Source organism: uncultured Sphingomonas sp. (assembly GCF_946477935.1).
Classification (GTDB): domain Bacteria; phylum Pseudomonadota; class Alphaproteobacteria; order Sphingomonadales; family Sphingomonadaceae; genus Sphingomonas.
The window spans coordinates 1-13,349 of record NZ_CAMLAC010000095.1 but is presented as its reverse complement, the minus strand read 5'-3'; the positions used below and the strand labels follow the sequence as shown (position 1 = coordinate 13,349).

Here is a 13,349-nt window from a genome sequence, read left to right as displayed (position 1 = left end):
TGGCGCTTCGTCATTGTCGGCGACGACCAGCGCGCCCGCTTGTCGCAGGTCATCACCACCGCCTACCAGGCCGAGCGCCCGCAGGCATCCGCCAGCGAGGTCGCCGCGCTCGACCAGTTCGCGCATCAGGCCCCCGCGCTGGTCGTGCTGCTGTCCGCTCCCCGGCCGGACAGCCATATCCCGCTGTGGGAACAGGAACTGTCCGCCGGCGCGGTCGGCATGAACCTGCTCCACGCGGCCAACGCGCTCGGCTATGGTGCCGGCTGGCTGACCGGCTGGCCCGCTTTTTCCAATGTAGTGCGCGATGCCTTCGGCCAGGCACCGGAGCGGATCGTCGGCTTCTTCTTCATCGGCACCCCCGGCCGCCCGCTCGACGAACGCCCCCGCCCCGATATGGAACGTCTCGTCTCACATTGGGGTGTTTGATCATCGACTTGTCCGCACACATGCTGTATTAACTCAGCATGACAGCACTTAGCGGCGAGGATAGCCCGGTCTATATCCGCCTGCGCGGCACCATTGCCGCCGGCATCCTGAACGGCACCTATCGCACCGGGGACCAGTTACCGTCGGTACGCGCCTTCGCCGCGGCGAACGGGGCGAACCCGCTCACCGTCGCCAAGGCGTATCAGAGTTTCCAGGACGACGGCTATGTCGAGGTTCGTCGCGGTGTCGGCATGTTCGTGCTCGCCGGCGCCGCCGACCGCCTGCGCGCCGCCGAGCGTGACAGCTTCGTCAACACGCAATGGCCCCGCATCCGCGACCATATCACGCTGCTCGGCCTCGACCTGAACGACCTGATGGAACGCGAACGGGCCTGAGCATCGATACCCTCTCCCTTCCGGGGAGAGGGAAGGGGCCCGCTGCCGAAAGGCAGTGGGAAGGGTGAGGGGCAGCCCCACAGTGCTACGCTGCTTGGCGCCCCCTCACCCTCCCATCGCTTCGCGACGGGCCCCTCCCTCTCCCCGGTGGGGAGAGGGAATTTCACATCACCCCGGAAACAGTGCCGCCACCTCGTCCGCACCCAGGTTGATCCCGAACATCAGGCTCAACCGCATCCTGTATACCCGCAGATCGGTGATCGCCCCCTCCGCCTGCTCGGTCCCCGCCCGCCGGCGATAATGCAGATCGGTCAGCGAGGCGAAACCGTGCGGCAGCACGATGCTGGCGATCCGCAAGGTCGTGAAGCGGCTGCCCGGCGCCGTCGACGCCCAGTGATTGCCCATCGCCAGATCGGCATCCCATACCCGCTCGGTGGTGAAGCTGTATTGCGGCTGGAACCCCGCGCCACCCCCGCGTCCATCGGTGGTCGCGGCATCGCCGTCACGCAGCAGCATCCAGCCATGCTGCACGTCGCGGACCAGCCGGAACCGGGCGCCATCGGGTGCCATCCCTTCCGCGCCCTCGATCAACGGCAGCGGCGGAGCATAGCTACCACCAAAGCCCGGATCCGCGATCCATTCCTGTTCCCCGATCGTCACCAGGCTGAGCGTATGGGTCAGCGGCGGCACCTCCTCCGCCCCCAGCCATACCCGCGCCAGCAGCGGCCGCGCGGCAAAGCCCAGGGCGGCCAGCGCATCCAGGAACAGCCGGTTGTGCTCGAAACAATATCCGCCGCGCGCCGCGGTCACCAGCTTGGCGAACACGCTGTCGCTGTCGATCGCGATGCCGCGGCCCAGCATGACGTCCAGATTTTCGAACGGGATTGACAGGCGATGCGCGCGCTGCAACCGCGCCAGCCCCTCCACATCGAGCGTGACCCGCGAAGGCAGGCCGATCCGGGCGAGATAGGCGTCGAGATCGAACATGCCCCGCCGGTAGCGCGCCCGGCCCGTTAAATCAAAACTCCCGATGCGCTACAGCAAGGTGCGTTACATCCGATCCACCGCGGTCCGTTCGTGCTGAGCGAAGTCGAAGCACAGCCACCGGCGCGTAGCCTTCGACTTCGCTCAGGCCGAACGGATGTGATGATGCAGGTTTAATGCACGATGATCTAAACCGCCAGCACCGCCTTTCCCACATGATAGCCCTCGGCAAACCCTTCCGGCGCGTTGCATTCGATGCCGCGCAACCGTGCCAGCGACAGGAACGTCTCCGGCCGGAACCACCGCCGCCCCTGCTGGCTGGGAAAGGCGGCATGGATATGCGCCGCCTTGCGCTCGGCCACCTGCGCACTCAGCGGCAGATAGGCGTTGGTGGGATGCAGGTCGGCATCATATTTCGGCACTTCATACCCCAGGATCAGGTGATCGCGGAACGTGTTGCGCGTCATCGTGCCGATCAGCGCATGGTCCTGATGCAGATCGCCGACATGGTGCGTCAGGATCAGGTCGGGCGCGGCATCGCGCTTGATCGCCTCGAACACCGCCTTGATCGCCGGCGCCCGGTGGGCGAACAGGCCATCGGCAAAGGCATGCGGCTCCACCACGGCGGCCTCGCCCAGCAGGTCGCCGATGCTCGCCCGCGCCTCCGCCGCCCGGTCGTCGCCGCCGCTGAACACCACGCACCGCACCGATAGTGCCGGCCGCCGCTGCGCCAGCGTCAGCAACAGGCCGCCACACCCGATCTCGATATCGTCCGAATGCGCGCCCAGACACAGCACCCGCAGTGGCGCGGCCGGGTCGCGCCCCAGCGACAGACCCAGCATGGTCAGCCCACCGCTTCCCGCCGATCCGTTGCCGCATCGACGCGCCAGACCTCCCACGGTGCCGGTTCGGGCAGGCGCGCCGCCTCCAGCGCCATGACGTCCTTGAACGTGTCGCACGCCCGCCAGAAACCGTCATACGGAAAGGCCAGCAGCCGCCGTTCGCCGATCAGCCGGTCGAACGCCCCCTCCACCAGATCGTCATCATCGTCCAGATACTCGAAAATCTCGGCACGAAACGCGAAAAAGCCGCCGTTGATGCGCACGTCGATGCCGGTCCCCGCCTCGATCCCGGTCACCACCCCGTCATGATCGTGGTGAAGATAGTGAAAGCTCTGCGTCGGCCGCACCGCGATCATCACACCCACCGTATCGGCGCGTCCCTCCAGCACCCGCACGATATCGGGCAGCGGCGCATCTGACAGGCCATCGGCGTAATTGGCCAGGAATACCGGTTCGCCGGCGACATAACGCTGCACCGCCTTCAGCCGCTGTCCGATGCTGGTCAGCGGCCCGGTATCGACCAGCGATACCGTCAGCACGTCGCCCCGCTCGTCGATCAGGCGAAAGGTGTGGCCCACCGCATCGCCCGACACCGTCGGCATCGGCACCGCGCCCAATTGCCGGAAATAGGCGAGAAACGCCTCCACCCCGTATCCCAGGCACAGCACGAACTCGCGATGCCCGTGATGGGCATAATAGTTCATGATATACCACAAGAGCGGACGCTCGCCGATATGGACCAAAGGCTTGGGCGTCGTCGGCGCGAAATCGCGCATCCGCGTGCCCATCCCCCCGCAGAACAGGACGACCTTCATCTGCACTCCCCGCATCTGTTATCGGAACTGTCGTTCGAAAACCTTTGCGGGATGCAGGCTATGACGTTTCACCCGCGCACCAAATCGCGCAACGGGACTAGCCGTTAAGGATCAAACCCGGTGAGGATCTACCCAGTTTCGTGCCAACATCCTCCTTATGCTGCAAAAATTTCTGCCTCCACGGCATATAACACGTCGGCAGGCGCCTGCGCCGCCGCCGCCAGTCCCAGCGCCTCGGGCACGATCTGCTCCAGGTAGAAGCGGACCGCCGCCCGCTTCATCCGCAGGAAAGCCGCCTCACCGGTCGCCGCCCGCCCCTGCCGCTCCATCAGCCACCCGCAGGTCGCGACCGACACCATGGTCAGGAACGGATAGCTCGCCGCCAGCCGATCATCGGCGGATGCCTCCGCCAGCCTCTGCCCCGTCGCCTCGCACGCATCGATCAGCGCGATCAGCCGCTCGTCGCGCGCCTCGTCGCGCATCTCGGCGATCAGCGCGGCGAAGGCCCCGCCGCCGGCGTCGTCACGCCCCAGCGCCAGCTTGCGCCCCACCAGATCGGCGGCCTGGATGCCGTTCGTGCCCTCGTAGATCGCAGTGATGCGCACGTCGCGGAAGAACTGCGCCGCCCCCGTCTCCTCGATATAGCCCATGCCGCCATGCACCTGGATGCCCAGCGAGGCGACCTCGCTGCCAAGATCAGTGCCATGCGCCTTGGCCAGCGGCGTCACCAGTTCCAGCCGTCCGCGCGCCCGCGCGTCGCCAAGGGCCACCCGGTCGACCTGCCCTGCAGCATAATAGACCAGGGCGCGCGCGGCCTGCGTCTGCGCCTTCATCCGCATCAGCATGCGCCGCACGTCGGGATGCTCCACGATCCGCACCGCATCACGCGACGCGCCGCCCGCGCGGGCGGACTGGACCCGCTCCAGGGCGTAGGCGACCGCGGCCTGCGTCGCCGCTTCCGCTGCCTGCACGCCCTGCAAACCGACGTTCAGCCGCGCATTGTTCATCATCGTGAACATCGCCCGCATGCCGCCATGTTCCGGCCCGATCAGTTCGCCCACGCAGTCGTCATGGTCCCCGAACGACAACACGCAGGTGGGTGAGGCATGCAGCCCCATCTTGTGCTCGATCGATACCACCCGCACATCGTTCGCCGCCCCCGGCCGGCCGTCCGCGTCCAGCCGGAATTTCGGCACCAGGAACAGGCTGATCCCCTTGGTGCCGACCGGCGCGTCCGGCGTACGGGCCAGGACGAGGTGGACAATGTTCTCCGCCATGTCGTGGTCGCCGAACGAGATGAAGATCTTCGTCCCCTTGATGCTCCACGTCCCGTCGCCGCGGGGGGTGGCGGTGGTGCGCAGCGCGCCGACGTCCGATCCGGCCTGCGGCTCGGTCAGGTTCATCGTCCCCGTCCACGCCCCCGTCGCCAGATGCGGCAGGTATAGCCGCTGCTGCTCGTCGCTGCCATGATGGGCCAGTGCCTCGATCGCCCCGACGGTCAGCGTGGGGCACAGCGCGAACGCCATGTTGGCGGTGCCCAGCGTGTCCAGCACCGCGGTCTGGATCGCAAAGGGCAGCCCCTGCCCGCCAAAGGCTTCCGGCACGCCGATCGTGCCCCAGCCGCCCTCCACATAATCGCGATATGCCTGGGGGTAGCCGTCCGGCATCCGCACGCCCTCGGGCGTCCAGCGCGCGCCCACCGTGTCGCCCGCACGCAGCAGCGGCGCCCATTCGCCCGCGGCGAAGTCGCCCGCTCCTTCCAGCACCGCCTCCACCACATCGTCGCTCGCCGCGGCGAACCGCTCGGTCGCGGCCAGTTCGCCCACCCGCACGACATGATCCAGCACGAACCGCTGCTCGGCGGTGATCGGGGTGAAGGGCATCGGCATCCTCTTATCGCTCTGGTTGGAACCCGATATAGCCGCCCGCCATGGCCTCTCCAAATTCCCGCATCTTACCCTACGGCACGGCCGCGCTTGCCGAGGCGGCCCGAGTCGTTGCGGCCGGCGGTCTTGTCGCGGTCCCGACCGAGACGGTGTACGGCCTTGCCGCCAACGCCACCGACGGCGCCGCCGTCGCGCGCATCTATGCGGCCAAGGGGCGCCCGTCCTTCAACCCGCTGATCGTCCACGTCCCCGACCTCGCCACCGCCGAGGCGCTCGCCGATTTCGACGAAGAGGCGCATGCGCTCGCCACCGCCTTCTGGCCTGGCCCGCTTACCCTAGTCCGCCCGCTGAAGCCCGGCGGGCCGCTCTCGGCGCTGGTCACCGCCGGGCTCGATACCGTCGCGCTGCGCGTCCCCCGCCACCGCGCGATGCAGGCGCTGCTCGCCGCGTGCGGCGTCCCCCTCGCCGCCCCTTCCGCCAACGCCAGCGGCGGCATCAGCCCCACCACCGCCGACCATGTCGCCGCCAGCCTGGGCGATGCCGCGCTGATCATCGACGACGGCGCCACCCCCGCCGGCCTGGAATCCACCATCGTCGCCGGCCGCACCATCCTGCGCCCCGGCCCCGTCACCGCCGCCATGCTGGAAAGCGTGCTGGGCAGCGTCACCCGCGGCGCCGAGCACCCTGCCGTCATCACCGCCCCCGGCCAACTCGCCAGCCATTACGCGCCTGCCAAGCCGCTCCGCCTGGACGCGGTCACTGCCGACACGGACGAATGGCTGATCGGCTTCGACACCGTCACCGGCAACGAAACCCTGTCGGCGAACGGCGATCCGATGGAGGCGGCCGCCAATCTGTTCGCCGCGCTGCACCGTGCCGACGCCGCCGCACCCGCGCGCATCGCCGTTGCGCCCATCCCGGCGGACGGAATCGGCGAGGCGATCAACGACCGCCTGCGCCGCGCCGCGCACCGGTGATCGTCAGTCGTCCCGCGGTACCGAATCCCCGCGTGCCGGCGTGCTGCCGTCCACAGGATAGTCGTCCGTCCCGCCGACAACGCCGGGCCCGCGATCGTCGCCGGTCAGCGCTTCCTGCGATCCTGCGCTGCTGCCGATCGGCGCGCCGGTCACCGCCCGCTCGCCATCATCGTCGTTGGGCCGCGACGGGGGCGCCATCACTCGCCCCCCTGCACGCTCAGATCCTCGGTCAACTGGTCTTCCAGCGATTCGCCGCCATCCTGCTCGGCAGGTACGTTGTCCTTGGACACATTCTCGCCCGTGGTCTGGTCGTCGTCGGCGGGGAACTGGGGATCGGCCATGATCGCTCTCCTGTCATGATCGCACTTTCAACGCACGGAATGGAGGTTGGAGCCGCATGATCCGCCGCGCCCGCACCCTGCCCCCCGCACTGGCCGGGATCGCTGCCGCCGCCATGGCACTCGCCCTCGTCCTGCTGGTCGGGCTGGCGGTCGGCCGCTGGTCCTTCGCCTTTGATCACGCCATCCTGGTCGGCATGCGCCAATGGGGTGGCCCGTCATGGCTGCGGCGCCTCGCCACGGACGTCACCGCGCTTGGCGGCGGCGGCATCCTCACATTGGTGGTGATCGCCGTCGCCGGCCTGCTGCTCGTCCAGCGACTATGGCTGACCGCGCTGGCGGTGATCGCCGCCTCGGTCAGCGGCGGCCTGGCGGTCGATGCGATCAAGGCATGGGCCGGTCGCGCCCGCCCCGATCTGGTCGAACACCTCGTCACCGTCTCCAACGCCAGCTTCCCCAGCGGCCACGCCGCCAACAGCGCCACCGTCTATCTGACGATCGCCGCGCTCTCCACCCAGGTGCTGCGCCAGCCGGCGGCGCGCACCTACACGGTCGTCGTCGCAGTGCTGCTGGTCGGCGCGATCGGCCTCAGCCGCGTCTATCTTGGCGTCCACTGGCCGACCGACGTGCTCGCCGGCTGGTGCTTCGGTACGCTATGGGCGCTCGCCTGGTGGTGGGCTACCGAGCGTGCCCGCGCCTCGATCGGCGGCGAGCGATAACAGCGCCCGCGCCGCCTTCAGATGCGGCGCATCCACCATGCGCCCGTTCAGTTGCAGCGCGCCCGCCCCCGGATTGGCCGCGAACAGATCGACGATCGCCTGCGCCGCGGCGATCTCCTGCGCATTCGGGCTGAAGGCGGCGTTGATCACCGCCACCTGCGCCGGATGGATCGCCATCATGCCGGTAAAGCCGTCACGCCGCCCCCGCGCGGCATAGGCGGCCAGCCCGTCCAGGTCGCGGAAATCGGGATACACCGTCTCGATCGCCGGCACGCCCGCGGCATGCGCCCCGAACAGGGTCAGCGACCGCGCCATCTGATAGGGCGCGGTATAGCCGCCATCCGCCTCGCGCGAGGTTGCAGCCCCGATCGCGGCGGGCAGGTCCTCCGCCCCCCAGGTCAGCCCCGCCAGCCGCGGCGTCACCCCGGCATAGCTGCCCCGTTGGCAGATCGCCGCCGGCGTCTCTGTCGCGATCGGCAGGATCGCGATGTCGCCGCTCAACCGCGCATCCAGTGCCGCCAGCGTGCGCGCCCCCTCCGCCTTGGGCAGCACCAGCCCGTCCGGCCGCGCCGGCAGCACCGCGGCCAGATCCTCCTCCGCCAGCTTGCCGTCCAGCGGATTGATCCGCACGAACAGCGCCGGGCGTCCTTCACGCGGCTCGCGCAGGAACGCCGCCACCGCCGCCCGCGCGTCCGGCTTGGCAGCGGGGGCGACGGCATCCTCCAGATCCAGAATCAGGGCGTCCGCGCCGCTGCCGCACGCCTTGGCCATGCGATCGGGGCGATCACCGGGCACGAACAGCAGCGAGCGCAGGCGCATCCTACTTCCCCATCTCGGCCAGCTTGCGTTCCCAGACCAGCGCATCGCGCACGATCCCGTCCAGATCGTCGCGCTCCGGCCGCCACGGCAGCGCCGCCAGGATCGCGCTGTTGTCCGCGACCAGTTCCGCCGGATCGCCCGCGCGGCGCCCTTCCATCCGGCGCTCGATCGTCATGTTGGTCACCCGGTCCACTGCGTCCAGCACCTCCAGCACCGAGAAGCCGCGGCCATAGCCGCAGTTCAGCGTGTGGCTCTCGGCGGGTTCCGCCACCAGCAGTTCCAGCGCCGCGACATGCGCCGCCGCCAGGTCGGAGACGTGGATATAATCGCGCACCCCGGTGCCGTCGCGCGTTGCGAAGTCGGTGCCATACACGCCGACATGGCCGCGCTTGCCCGTCGCCGCCTCGACCGCGATCTTGATCAGATGCGTCGCGCCCACCGTCGACTGCCCCGAACGGCCCGCCGGATCGGCCCCCGCCACGTTGAAGTACCGCAGCGCGCAATAGTTGATCGGATGCGCGGCCGCGATGTCCTTCAGCATGATCTCGGTCATCAGCTTCGACATGCCGTACGGATTGATCGGCGCCTTGGGATCGCCCTCCTGCACCGGCACCCGCTCCGGCGTGCCATAGGTCGCGGCCGTCGACGAAAAGATGAAATGCGGAACGCCCTCGCTCACCGCCGCCTCGATCAGCGCGCGGCTCGCCGCGGTGTTGTTCCGATAATATTTCAGCGGATCGCTCACCGATTCCGGCACCACCACCGATCCGGCGAAGTGCATGATCGCGCGCACATCATGCGCGCGGATCGTGTCGCGCACCGTTTCGATGTCGGACACGTCCGCCTCGACCAGCGTCGCGCGCGGATCGACCGCCCAGGCGAAGCCGGTGACCAGATTGTCGATCACCACCACGTCGTAGCCGGCATCGGCCAGCGCCAGGACGGCATGGCTGCCGATATAGCCTGCGCCACCGGTGACCATCACCTTGCCGTTCAACCGCGTGTCGCTCATCCGCCCGTCACTCCCTTGGCCGTCCATGGATTGCCTCGCGGTAGCGGCTTCTTATCTAGGCGCAAAGACCAAGGAGGTATTTCCATGACCGACTATGTGACACTCGCCGGCGGCTGTTTCTGGTGTACCGAGGCGGTGTTCAAGGACGTGATCGGCGTTGAATCGGTCGAAAGCGGCTATATCGGCGGCACCGTCGCCAATCCCACCTATAAGCAGGTGTGCGGCGGCGATACCGGCCATGCCGAGGCGATCCGCATCGGCTTCGATCCCGAACAGCTCAATTTGGACGATCTGCTCGACATCTATTTCGCGACGCATGATCCGACGCAGTTGAACCGTCAGGGCAACGACGTCGGCACCCAGTATCGCTCCGCGATGTTCCCCGCCTCGCCCGAACAGGAAGCGGCGATGAAGGCGGCGATCGAGCGCAACCAGGCCGATCAGCCCAAGCCCATCGTCACCACCATCGAACCGATGGCTGAGTGGTATCCGGCAGAGGATTACCATCAGGACTATTGGGAAACCTCGGGCCGTTCGAACCCGTATTGCATGGCGGTGATCCCGCCCAAGCTGCAAAAGCTGCGCAAGAGCTTCGCCGCCCGCTCGCGCGCCGTCACCGCCTGACCCCGGCCCGCCCTCCCTGTCCGGGGAGGGCGGCAACCTTTACGCCGTCCGGTACAATACCAGCCCGACAGCGGAGATCCGCTCCACCTCGTCGTAACCTGGCTGATCCAGATCCTCGCTGAAGATGTCGGGGTCCAGTTCGCGGTAATCGAGCGCGAACCCCGTCGCCGGCAACCGCTCGCGCAACGCATCCAGCAGCACGTCGCGCCCATCGACGATCGACACGCCGGTATGCAGGATCAGGCGCCCGCCCGGCGCCAGCAACGCGCTGCCCTGCATCACCCATTCCAGTGACAGCCGTGCCCCGTACAGATCGCCGCCGTCGCGATACGCCCGGCGGCCCTCGTCGATCATGAACGGCGGATGCGTGACGATCAGGTCATATCCGGCATCCAGATCGCGCGGCGCCTGCACCTGCCTGCACGCATGATGCAACCCGGCATGCTCCGCGTTGATACCGGCCAGGAACAGCGCCTTGGGGTTGATGTCGGCCAGGGTCAGATGTCCGTCCCCGGCCCGCGCCGCAGCGGTGATCCCGCCCACGCCGGCCCCGGCACCATAATCCAGCACCCGGCGCGCGTCGGGCGCCATGCTGCTGGCGATGAACTGCGCGAAACGGTGGCTGTCCGGCCCCAGAAACACCGAATCCTCCGCAAGCGTCGGATAGGCGGAATGGAGAAAAAGGTGTCCCTCCACCGTGGACACGCGCAGGGTCGGCGCATAACGATCCCCACCCAGAGGCCGAACCGCGCCAGCCGCTTCCAGCAGCGCCATCATGTCCGCGTCCAGCACGTCGCGCGCGAAAGGCAGGCTCCAGCCCAGCACGTCACGCAGCGATCCCGCAACCCGGCGCGATGGCCGCTTCAGCACGCGGGCGTGAGTCGCCGGTGTCGCCGTCACGAACCGATAGTCACGCTCTGTCAGGCCGCGCAGCAACGCCAGCAATGCGGGGCGACGCCCAGGCGAGAACCAGGCCGTATCCCCCTTGGCCAACTCGGGCTGTAGAACAACGTTCACCTGAGTTAACATACTGAACTTCCTTAACTTATTTCCTGATCGATAACGAGCCACGCTTTGTACGTTTCCCGACAATTATATTGATCCCGATCAGTAGAGACCATCATCATCCGTCCGGCGGGTTGCGCGTTTGGGCAAAGCGAACGATCGTGTGGCGTTCGCTCGATGGGAGATCGATGTATGACCATGATGTTGCTGGCTCTTGCCATAATCTCGGCACTGCAGGATGCCGCCGCCCCCACCAGGGAGACCGCACCGGCGGAAAAGAAAATCTGCCGCCGCGAAACGCCGATCGGTTCGCGCTTGAGCAAGCGCGTCTGCCGCACCGCTGCCGAATGGGCGGCCGCGGATGAAGCCAACCAGCAGGCGGCAGGCGCATCGCTGCAAAGCCGCAACACCGCGCGGTAGCGGATGCGATGACGCACGTTTAACGCACGATGATCCAGACTCCTTCGTATCGAGGCGGAGTATCGAAAGATGCGCCGCCACGTACCGCAATGTCTGGGGACGAACGGGGTTTGAGGGGAGGCTGGTCTGCCAGACCCCGGAACGGCAGCCGACAATCTTACCGGCAACTTAACTTCGATTCTTGCAACTGCACCGGCAAAGCTTGCATTTGCTGCAATCGCCTTCCCGCGCCACATGGAGGCAGCACGCTGCATCGCAGCATTTCTCCATGGAGGCCCTTATGTTCAGCCTGATCGCTCTGCTTTTCGCCGCCCGCCGCAATGCGGTTCTGGGTACCCAGATCGCAACCGTCGCGCCGCTCGTCACCGCTGCCAATGACGACGTTCGCGCCGCCGCCGTTTCGCGCGCTGCCTGACATCTGCCGATTGCCGTGGGGGCAGCATTTCGCGCCCCACGCAATTCCGCCGTGGAGGCGCCGCCGTTATGCGGCGATGGCGATATCCTTCAACGGCAACGATGCATCGGCAAGCTGCGCGGCCGGCACCTTCGCGCCCGTCGCCACCAGTTTGCGACCCTGCGCATAATCCCTGGTCGCATTGACGCAGTCGAGGGCGATCACCCGCCCACCGCGCAGGTAGACGACCGAAAAGCTGCGTGACGCGCTGTCACCGCGAACCACCGCCAGGTCATATCCGGTCGACAGCCCCACCGTCTGCAAGCGCAGGTCATATTGGTTCGACCAGAACCACGGCACCGCGTGATAGGCCACCAGCGTGCCGGTGATCGCCTGCGCCGCGACATTCGCCTGATCCGTGGCATTCTGCACCGACTCCAGCCGGATAGGTGCGCCATCCGCGAACGCGTTGGCATGGATCGCAACATCCCCGATCGCGTAGATGTCGGGCAGCGTCGTGTGGCAGGTCTCATCCACGTCCACGCCATTGCCGCCCGCGGCGCCGGCCGCCAGCAGCGGCGCCACCGCCGGGGCGATGCCGATGCCGACGATCACCATCTCGCACGCGATCACCTCCCCGGATGCCGTTCGCACCCCGCGCACCCGGCCGCCATCGCCAAGGACTTCCGCCACGCCCGCGTTCAGGCGCAGGTCGACGCCCTGTGCGCGGTGCTCCGCCTCGTAGAAGCGCGACAGCGGCTCGCCCGCCACCCGCGCCAGCACGCGGGGCAGCGCCTCCAGCACCGTCACCTGCTTGCCGAACTTGATCAGCGCCGCCGCCGCCTCCAGCCCGATATAGCCGCCGCCCACGACGCAGACGCGCGTCACGCGGTCCAGGTCATGCCGGATCCGGTCGACATCCGCGCGCGTGCGGATGCCCTGCACCCCGGCCAGATCGGCACCGGGACAGGCCAGCTTGCGCGCCGCACCACCCGCCGCCCAGATCAGCCGGCCATAACCGATGCTGCCGCCCTCCGCGGTCACCACCCGGTGCCCCGCCGCATCGACGCCGACGACGCGCTGCCCCGGCAGCATCGTCACCGCACGCTCGTTCCAGAATGACGGCTGGCGCAGCAACATGCGCTCGAACGCCCGCTCGCCGGACAGATATTCCTTGGACAGCGGCGGCCGTTCGTAGGGCAGGTCCGGCTCGTCGCCGACGATGGCGATGCTGCCCGCGAACTTGGCCTGACGCAACGCGATCGCGGCCTGTGCGCCGCCATGCCCGCCGCCGACGATCAGGATGTCGTAGCTGCGTTCGCCGTCCATCTGTCGATACGTCCTCATACCCGTGGTGGGTCCGCCGGGGCTCGAACCCGGGACCTCTCGATTAAAAGTCGCTTGCTCTACCGACTGAGCTACGGACCCCCATCGGGTGCCAGCGCAGTTAGGGGCGTGGACGCCTGCGGTCAACCATGTGTGCCAGATGGCGAACACGCCGCCCCCTTCCCGGCGCGCGCCATCCCCCCGCCACCTGCGCCAGCGGCTCCAGCGCACTCTCCACCAGCACCGCAGCATTGGCAAAAGCCCTGATCGACGGCCCCAGCGGCGCGGTCGTGATGATCGCGGACACGACGCACACGCCTTCGCCCAGGGCCGCCACCGCCGCGCGTATCTCGTCGGCCGGCCCGCC

General features: G+C 68.0%; 17 protein-coding genes, 1 tRNA gene and 1 pseudogene. 7 read left to right on the top strand and 12 right to left on the bottom strand.

Features of this window, described 5'->3' with window-relative positions; all coding sequences use genetic code 11:
* Both Q0U08_RS11315 and Q0U08_RS11310 read left to right on the top strand, forming a co-directional pair.
* Positions 1-426, top strand: a 426-nt coding sequence (locus tag Q0U08_RS11315; RefSeq protein ID WP_298091539.1) for a nitroreductase family protein, incomplete at its 5' end; no start/stop codon positions are given.
* A 38-nt stretch (positions 427-464) separates the two neighbouring features.
* Positions 465-821: a GntR family transcriptional regulator gene (locus Q0U08_RS11310; RefSeq protein WP_298091538.1), complete on the top strand. Its 357-nt coding sequence runs from the start codon at positions 465-467 to the stop codon at positions 819-821.
* Positions 822-989: 168 nt separating this feature from the next.
* On the opposite strand, the gene Q0U08_RS11305 is transcribed toward Q0U08_RS11310, so the two are convergent.
* From Q0U08_RS11305 to Q0U08_RS11290, 4 genes are all read right to left on the bottom strand, one after another.
* Entirely contained in the window at positions 990-1,808 is an 819-nt protein-coding gene (locus Q0U08_RS11305) for an arylamine N-acetyltransferase (RefSeq protein ID WP_298091537.1), read from the bottom strand.
* A 185-nt stretch (positions 1,809-1,993) separates the two neighbouring features.
* Entirely contained in the window at positions 1,994-2,647 is a 654-nt protein-coding gene (locus Q0U08_RS11300) for a PIG-L deacetylase family protein (RefSeq protein WP_298091536.1), read from the bottom strand.
* 2 nt (positions 2,648-2,649) lie between these two features.
* Complete coding sequence (locus Q0U08_RS11295; protein WP_298091535.1) at positions 2,650-3,462, bottom strand: sugar phosphate nucleotidyltransferase; 813 nt, start codon at positions 3,460-3,462, stop codon at positions 2,650-2,652.
* Positions 3,463-3,617: 155 nt separating this feature from the next.
* On the bottom strand, positions 3,618-5,351 hold the full coding sequence (locus Q0U08_RS11290) for an acyl-CoA dehydrogenase (RefSeq protein WP_298091534.1): 1,734 nt from the start codon (positions 5,349-5,351) through the stop codon (positions 3,618-3,620).
* 41 nt (positions 5,352-5,392) lie between these two features.
* Between Q0U08_RS11290 and Q0U08_RS11285 the strand changes: the two genes are divergently transcribed.
* Positions 5,393-6,325, top strand: coding sequence for an L-threonylcarbamoyladenylate synthase (locus Q0U08_RS11285; protein ID WP_298091533.1), 933 nt, complete (start codon positions 5,393-5,395; stop codon positions 6,323-6,325).
* Between the two features lie 3 nt (positions 6,326-6,328).
* Here the strand turns inward: Q0U08_RS11285 and Q0U08_RS11280 are convergent, their stop codons facing one another.
* On the bottom strand, positions 6,329-6,523 hold the full coding sequence (locus Q0U08_RS11280) for a hypothetical protein (protein WP_298091532.1): 195 nt from the start codon (positions 6,521-6,523) through the stop codon (positions 6,329-6,331).
* Positions 6,523-6,666 (bottom strand): hypothetical protein, encoded by a 144-nt coding sequence (locus tag Q0U08_RS11275; protein WP_298091531.1) that lies wholly within the window; start codon positions 6,664-6,666, stop codon positions 6,523-6,525. Before Q0U08_RS11275 ends, Q0U08_RS11280 begins: the two co-directional genes overlap by 1 nt.
* 56 nt (positions 6,667-6,722) lie before the next feature.
* Here Q0U08_RS11275 and Q0U08_RS11270 point away from each other — a divergent pair, with 56 nt between their 5' ends.
* A complete protein-coding gene (locus tag Q0U08_RS11270; protein ID WP_298091530.1) occupies positions 6,723-7,382 on the top strand; it encodes a phosphatase PAP2 family protein in 660 nt (219 codons plus the stop codon).
* Here Q0U08_RS11270 and Q0U08_RS11265 read toward each other — a convergent pair.
* Complete coding sequence (locus Q0U08_RS11265; protein ID WP_298091529.1) at positions 7,317-8,201, bottom strand: CoA ester lyase; 885 nt, start codon at positions 8,199-8,201, stop codon at positions 7,317-7,319. The two genes, Q0U08_RS11270 and Q0U08_RS11265, sit on opposite strands and share 66 nt — an antisense overlap.
* 1 nt (position 8,202) lies before the next feature.
* Positions 8,203-9,213, bottom strand: coding sequence for a UDP-glucose 4-epimerase GalE (gene galE, locus Q0U08_RS11260; RefSeq protein WP_298091528.1), 1,011 nt, complete (start codon positions 9,211-9,213; stop codon positions 8,203-8,205).
* Between the two features lie 84 nt (positions 9,214-9,297).
* Here galE and msrA point away from each other — a divergent pair, with 84 nt between their 5' ends.
* A complete protein-coding gene (gene msrA, locus Q0U08_RS11255; RefSeq protein ID WP_298091527.1) occupies positions 9,298-9,837 on the top strand; it encodes a peptide-methionine (S)-S-oxide reductase MsrA in 540 nt (179 codons plus the stop codon).
* 39 nt (positions 9,838-9,876) lie between these two features.
* On the opposite strand, the gene Q0U08_RS11250 is transcribed toward msrA, so the two are convergent.
* Positions 9,877-10,866 (bottom strand): methyltransferase, encoded by a 990-nt coding sequence (locus Q0U08_RS11250; RefSeq protein ID WP_298091526.1) that lies wholly within the window; start codon positions 10,864-10,866, stop codon positions 9,877-9,879.
* Between the two features lie 168 nt (positions 10,867-11,034).
* On the opposite strand from Q0U08_RS11250, the gene Q0U08_RS11245 reads away from it, so the two are divergent.
* A complete protein-coding gene (locus Q0U08_RS11245; RefSeq protein ID WP_298091525.1) occupies positions 11,035-11,262 on the top strand; it encodes a hypothetical protein in 228 nt (75 codons plus the stop codon).
* A gap of 280 nt (positions 11,263-11,542) precedes the next feature.
* Positions 11,543-11,677 (top strand): hypothetical protein, encoded by a 135-nt coding sequence (locus Q0U08_RS11240; RefSeq protein WP_298091524.1) that lies wholly within the window; start codon positions 11,543-11,545, stop codon positions 11,675-11,677.
* Between the two features lie 66 nt (positions 11,678-11,743).
* Here Q0U08_RS11240 and Q0U08_RS11235 read toward each other — a convergent pair whose 3' ends face one another.
* From Q0U08_RS11235 to Q0U08_RS11225, 3 genes and pseudogenes are all read right to left on the bottom strand, one after another.
* On the bottom strand, positions 11,744-12,985 hold the full coding sequence (locus tag Q0U08_RS11235) for an FAD-dependent oxidoreductase (RefSeq protein ID WP_298091523.1): 1,242 nt from the start codon (positions 12,983-12,985) through the stop codon (positions 11,744-11,746).
* A gap of 23 nt (positions 12,986-13,008) precedes the next feature.
* Positions 13,009-13,084, bottom strand: a tRNA-Lys gene (locus tag Q0U08_RS11230).
* A gap of 19 nt (positions 13,085-13,103) precedes the next feature.
* Positions 13,104-13,349: pseudogene (locus Q0U08_RS11225) on the bottom strand (2-amino-4-hydroxy-6-hydroxymethyldihydropteridine diphosphokinase); the annotation flags it as partial.

Excerpts from the sequence above, each read along its gene's own strand:
- Q0U08_RS11275 (WP_298091531.1), bottom strand. The coding sequence starts at position 6,666 with ATGGCCGATCCCCAGTTCCCCGCCGACGACGACCAGACCACGGGCGAG.
- Q0U08_RS11245 (WP_298091525.1), top strand. The coding sequence starts at position 11,035 with ATGACCATGATGTTGCTGGCTCTTGCCATAATCTCGGCACTGCAGGAT.
- Q0U08_RS11270 (WP_298091530.1), top strand. The coding sequence starts at position 6,723 with ATGATCCGCCGCGCCCGCACCCTGCCCCCCGCACTGGCCGGGATCGCT.
- Q0U08_RS11250 (WP_298091526.1), bottom strand. The coding sequence starts at position 10,866 with ATGTTAACTCAGGTGAACGTTGTTCTACAGCCCGAGTTGGCCAAGGGG.
- Q0U08_RS11285 (WP_298091533.1), top strand. The coding sequence starts at position 5,393 with ATGGCCTCTCCAAATTCCCGCATCTTACCCTACGGCACGGCCGCGCTT.
- Q0U08_RS11300 (WP_298091536.1), bottom strand. The coding sequence starts at position 2,647 with ATGCTGGGTCTGTCGCTGGGGCGCGACCCGGCCGCGCCACTGCGGGTG.
- Q0U08_RS11295 (WP_298091535.1), bottom strand. The coding sequence starts at position 3,462 with ATGAAGGTCGTCCTGTTCTGCGGGGGGATGGGCACGCGGATGCGCGAT.
- Q0U08_RS11310 (WP_298091538.1), top strand. The coding sequence starts at position 465 with ATGACAGCACTTAGCGGCGAGGATAGCCCGGTCTATATCCGCCTGCGC.
- msrA (WP_298091527.1), top strand. The coding sequence starts at position 9,298 with ATGACCGACTATGTGACACTCGCCGGCGGCTGTTTCTGGTGTACCGAG.
- Q0U08_RS11280 (WP_298091532.1), bottom strand. The coding sequence starts at position 6,523 with ATGGCGCCCCCGTCGCGGCCCAACGACGATGATGGCGAGCGGGCGGTG.
- Q0U08_RS11305 (WP_298091537.1), bottom strand. The coding sequence starts at position 1,808 with ATGTTCGATCTCGACGCCTATCTCGCCCGGATCGGCCTGCCTTCGCGG.
- Q0U08_RS11290 (WP_298091534.1), bottom strand. The coding sequence starts at position 5,351 with ATGCCGATGCCCTTCACCCCGATCACCGCCGAGCAGCGGTTCGTGCTG.
- Q0U08_RS11265 (WP_298091529.1), bottom strand. The coding sequence starts at position 8,201 with ATGCGCCTGCGCTCGCTGCTGTTCGTGCCCGGTGATCGCCCCGATCGC.
- Q0U08_RS11240 (WP_298091524.1), top strand. The coding sequence starts at position 11,543 with ATGTTCAGCCTGATCGCTCTGCTTTTCGCCGCCCGCCGCAATGCGGTT.
- Q0U08_RS11235 (WP_298091523.1), bottom strand. The coding sequence starts at position 12,985 with ATGGACGGCGAACGCAGCTACGACATCCTGATCGTCGGCGGCGGGCAT.
- galE (WP_298091528.1), bottom strand. The coding sequence starts at position 9,213 with ATGAGCGACACGCGGTTGAACGGCAAGGTGATGGTCACCGGTGGCGCA.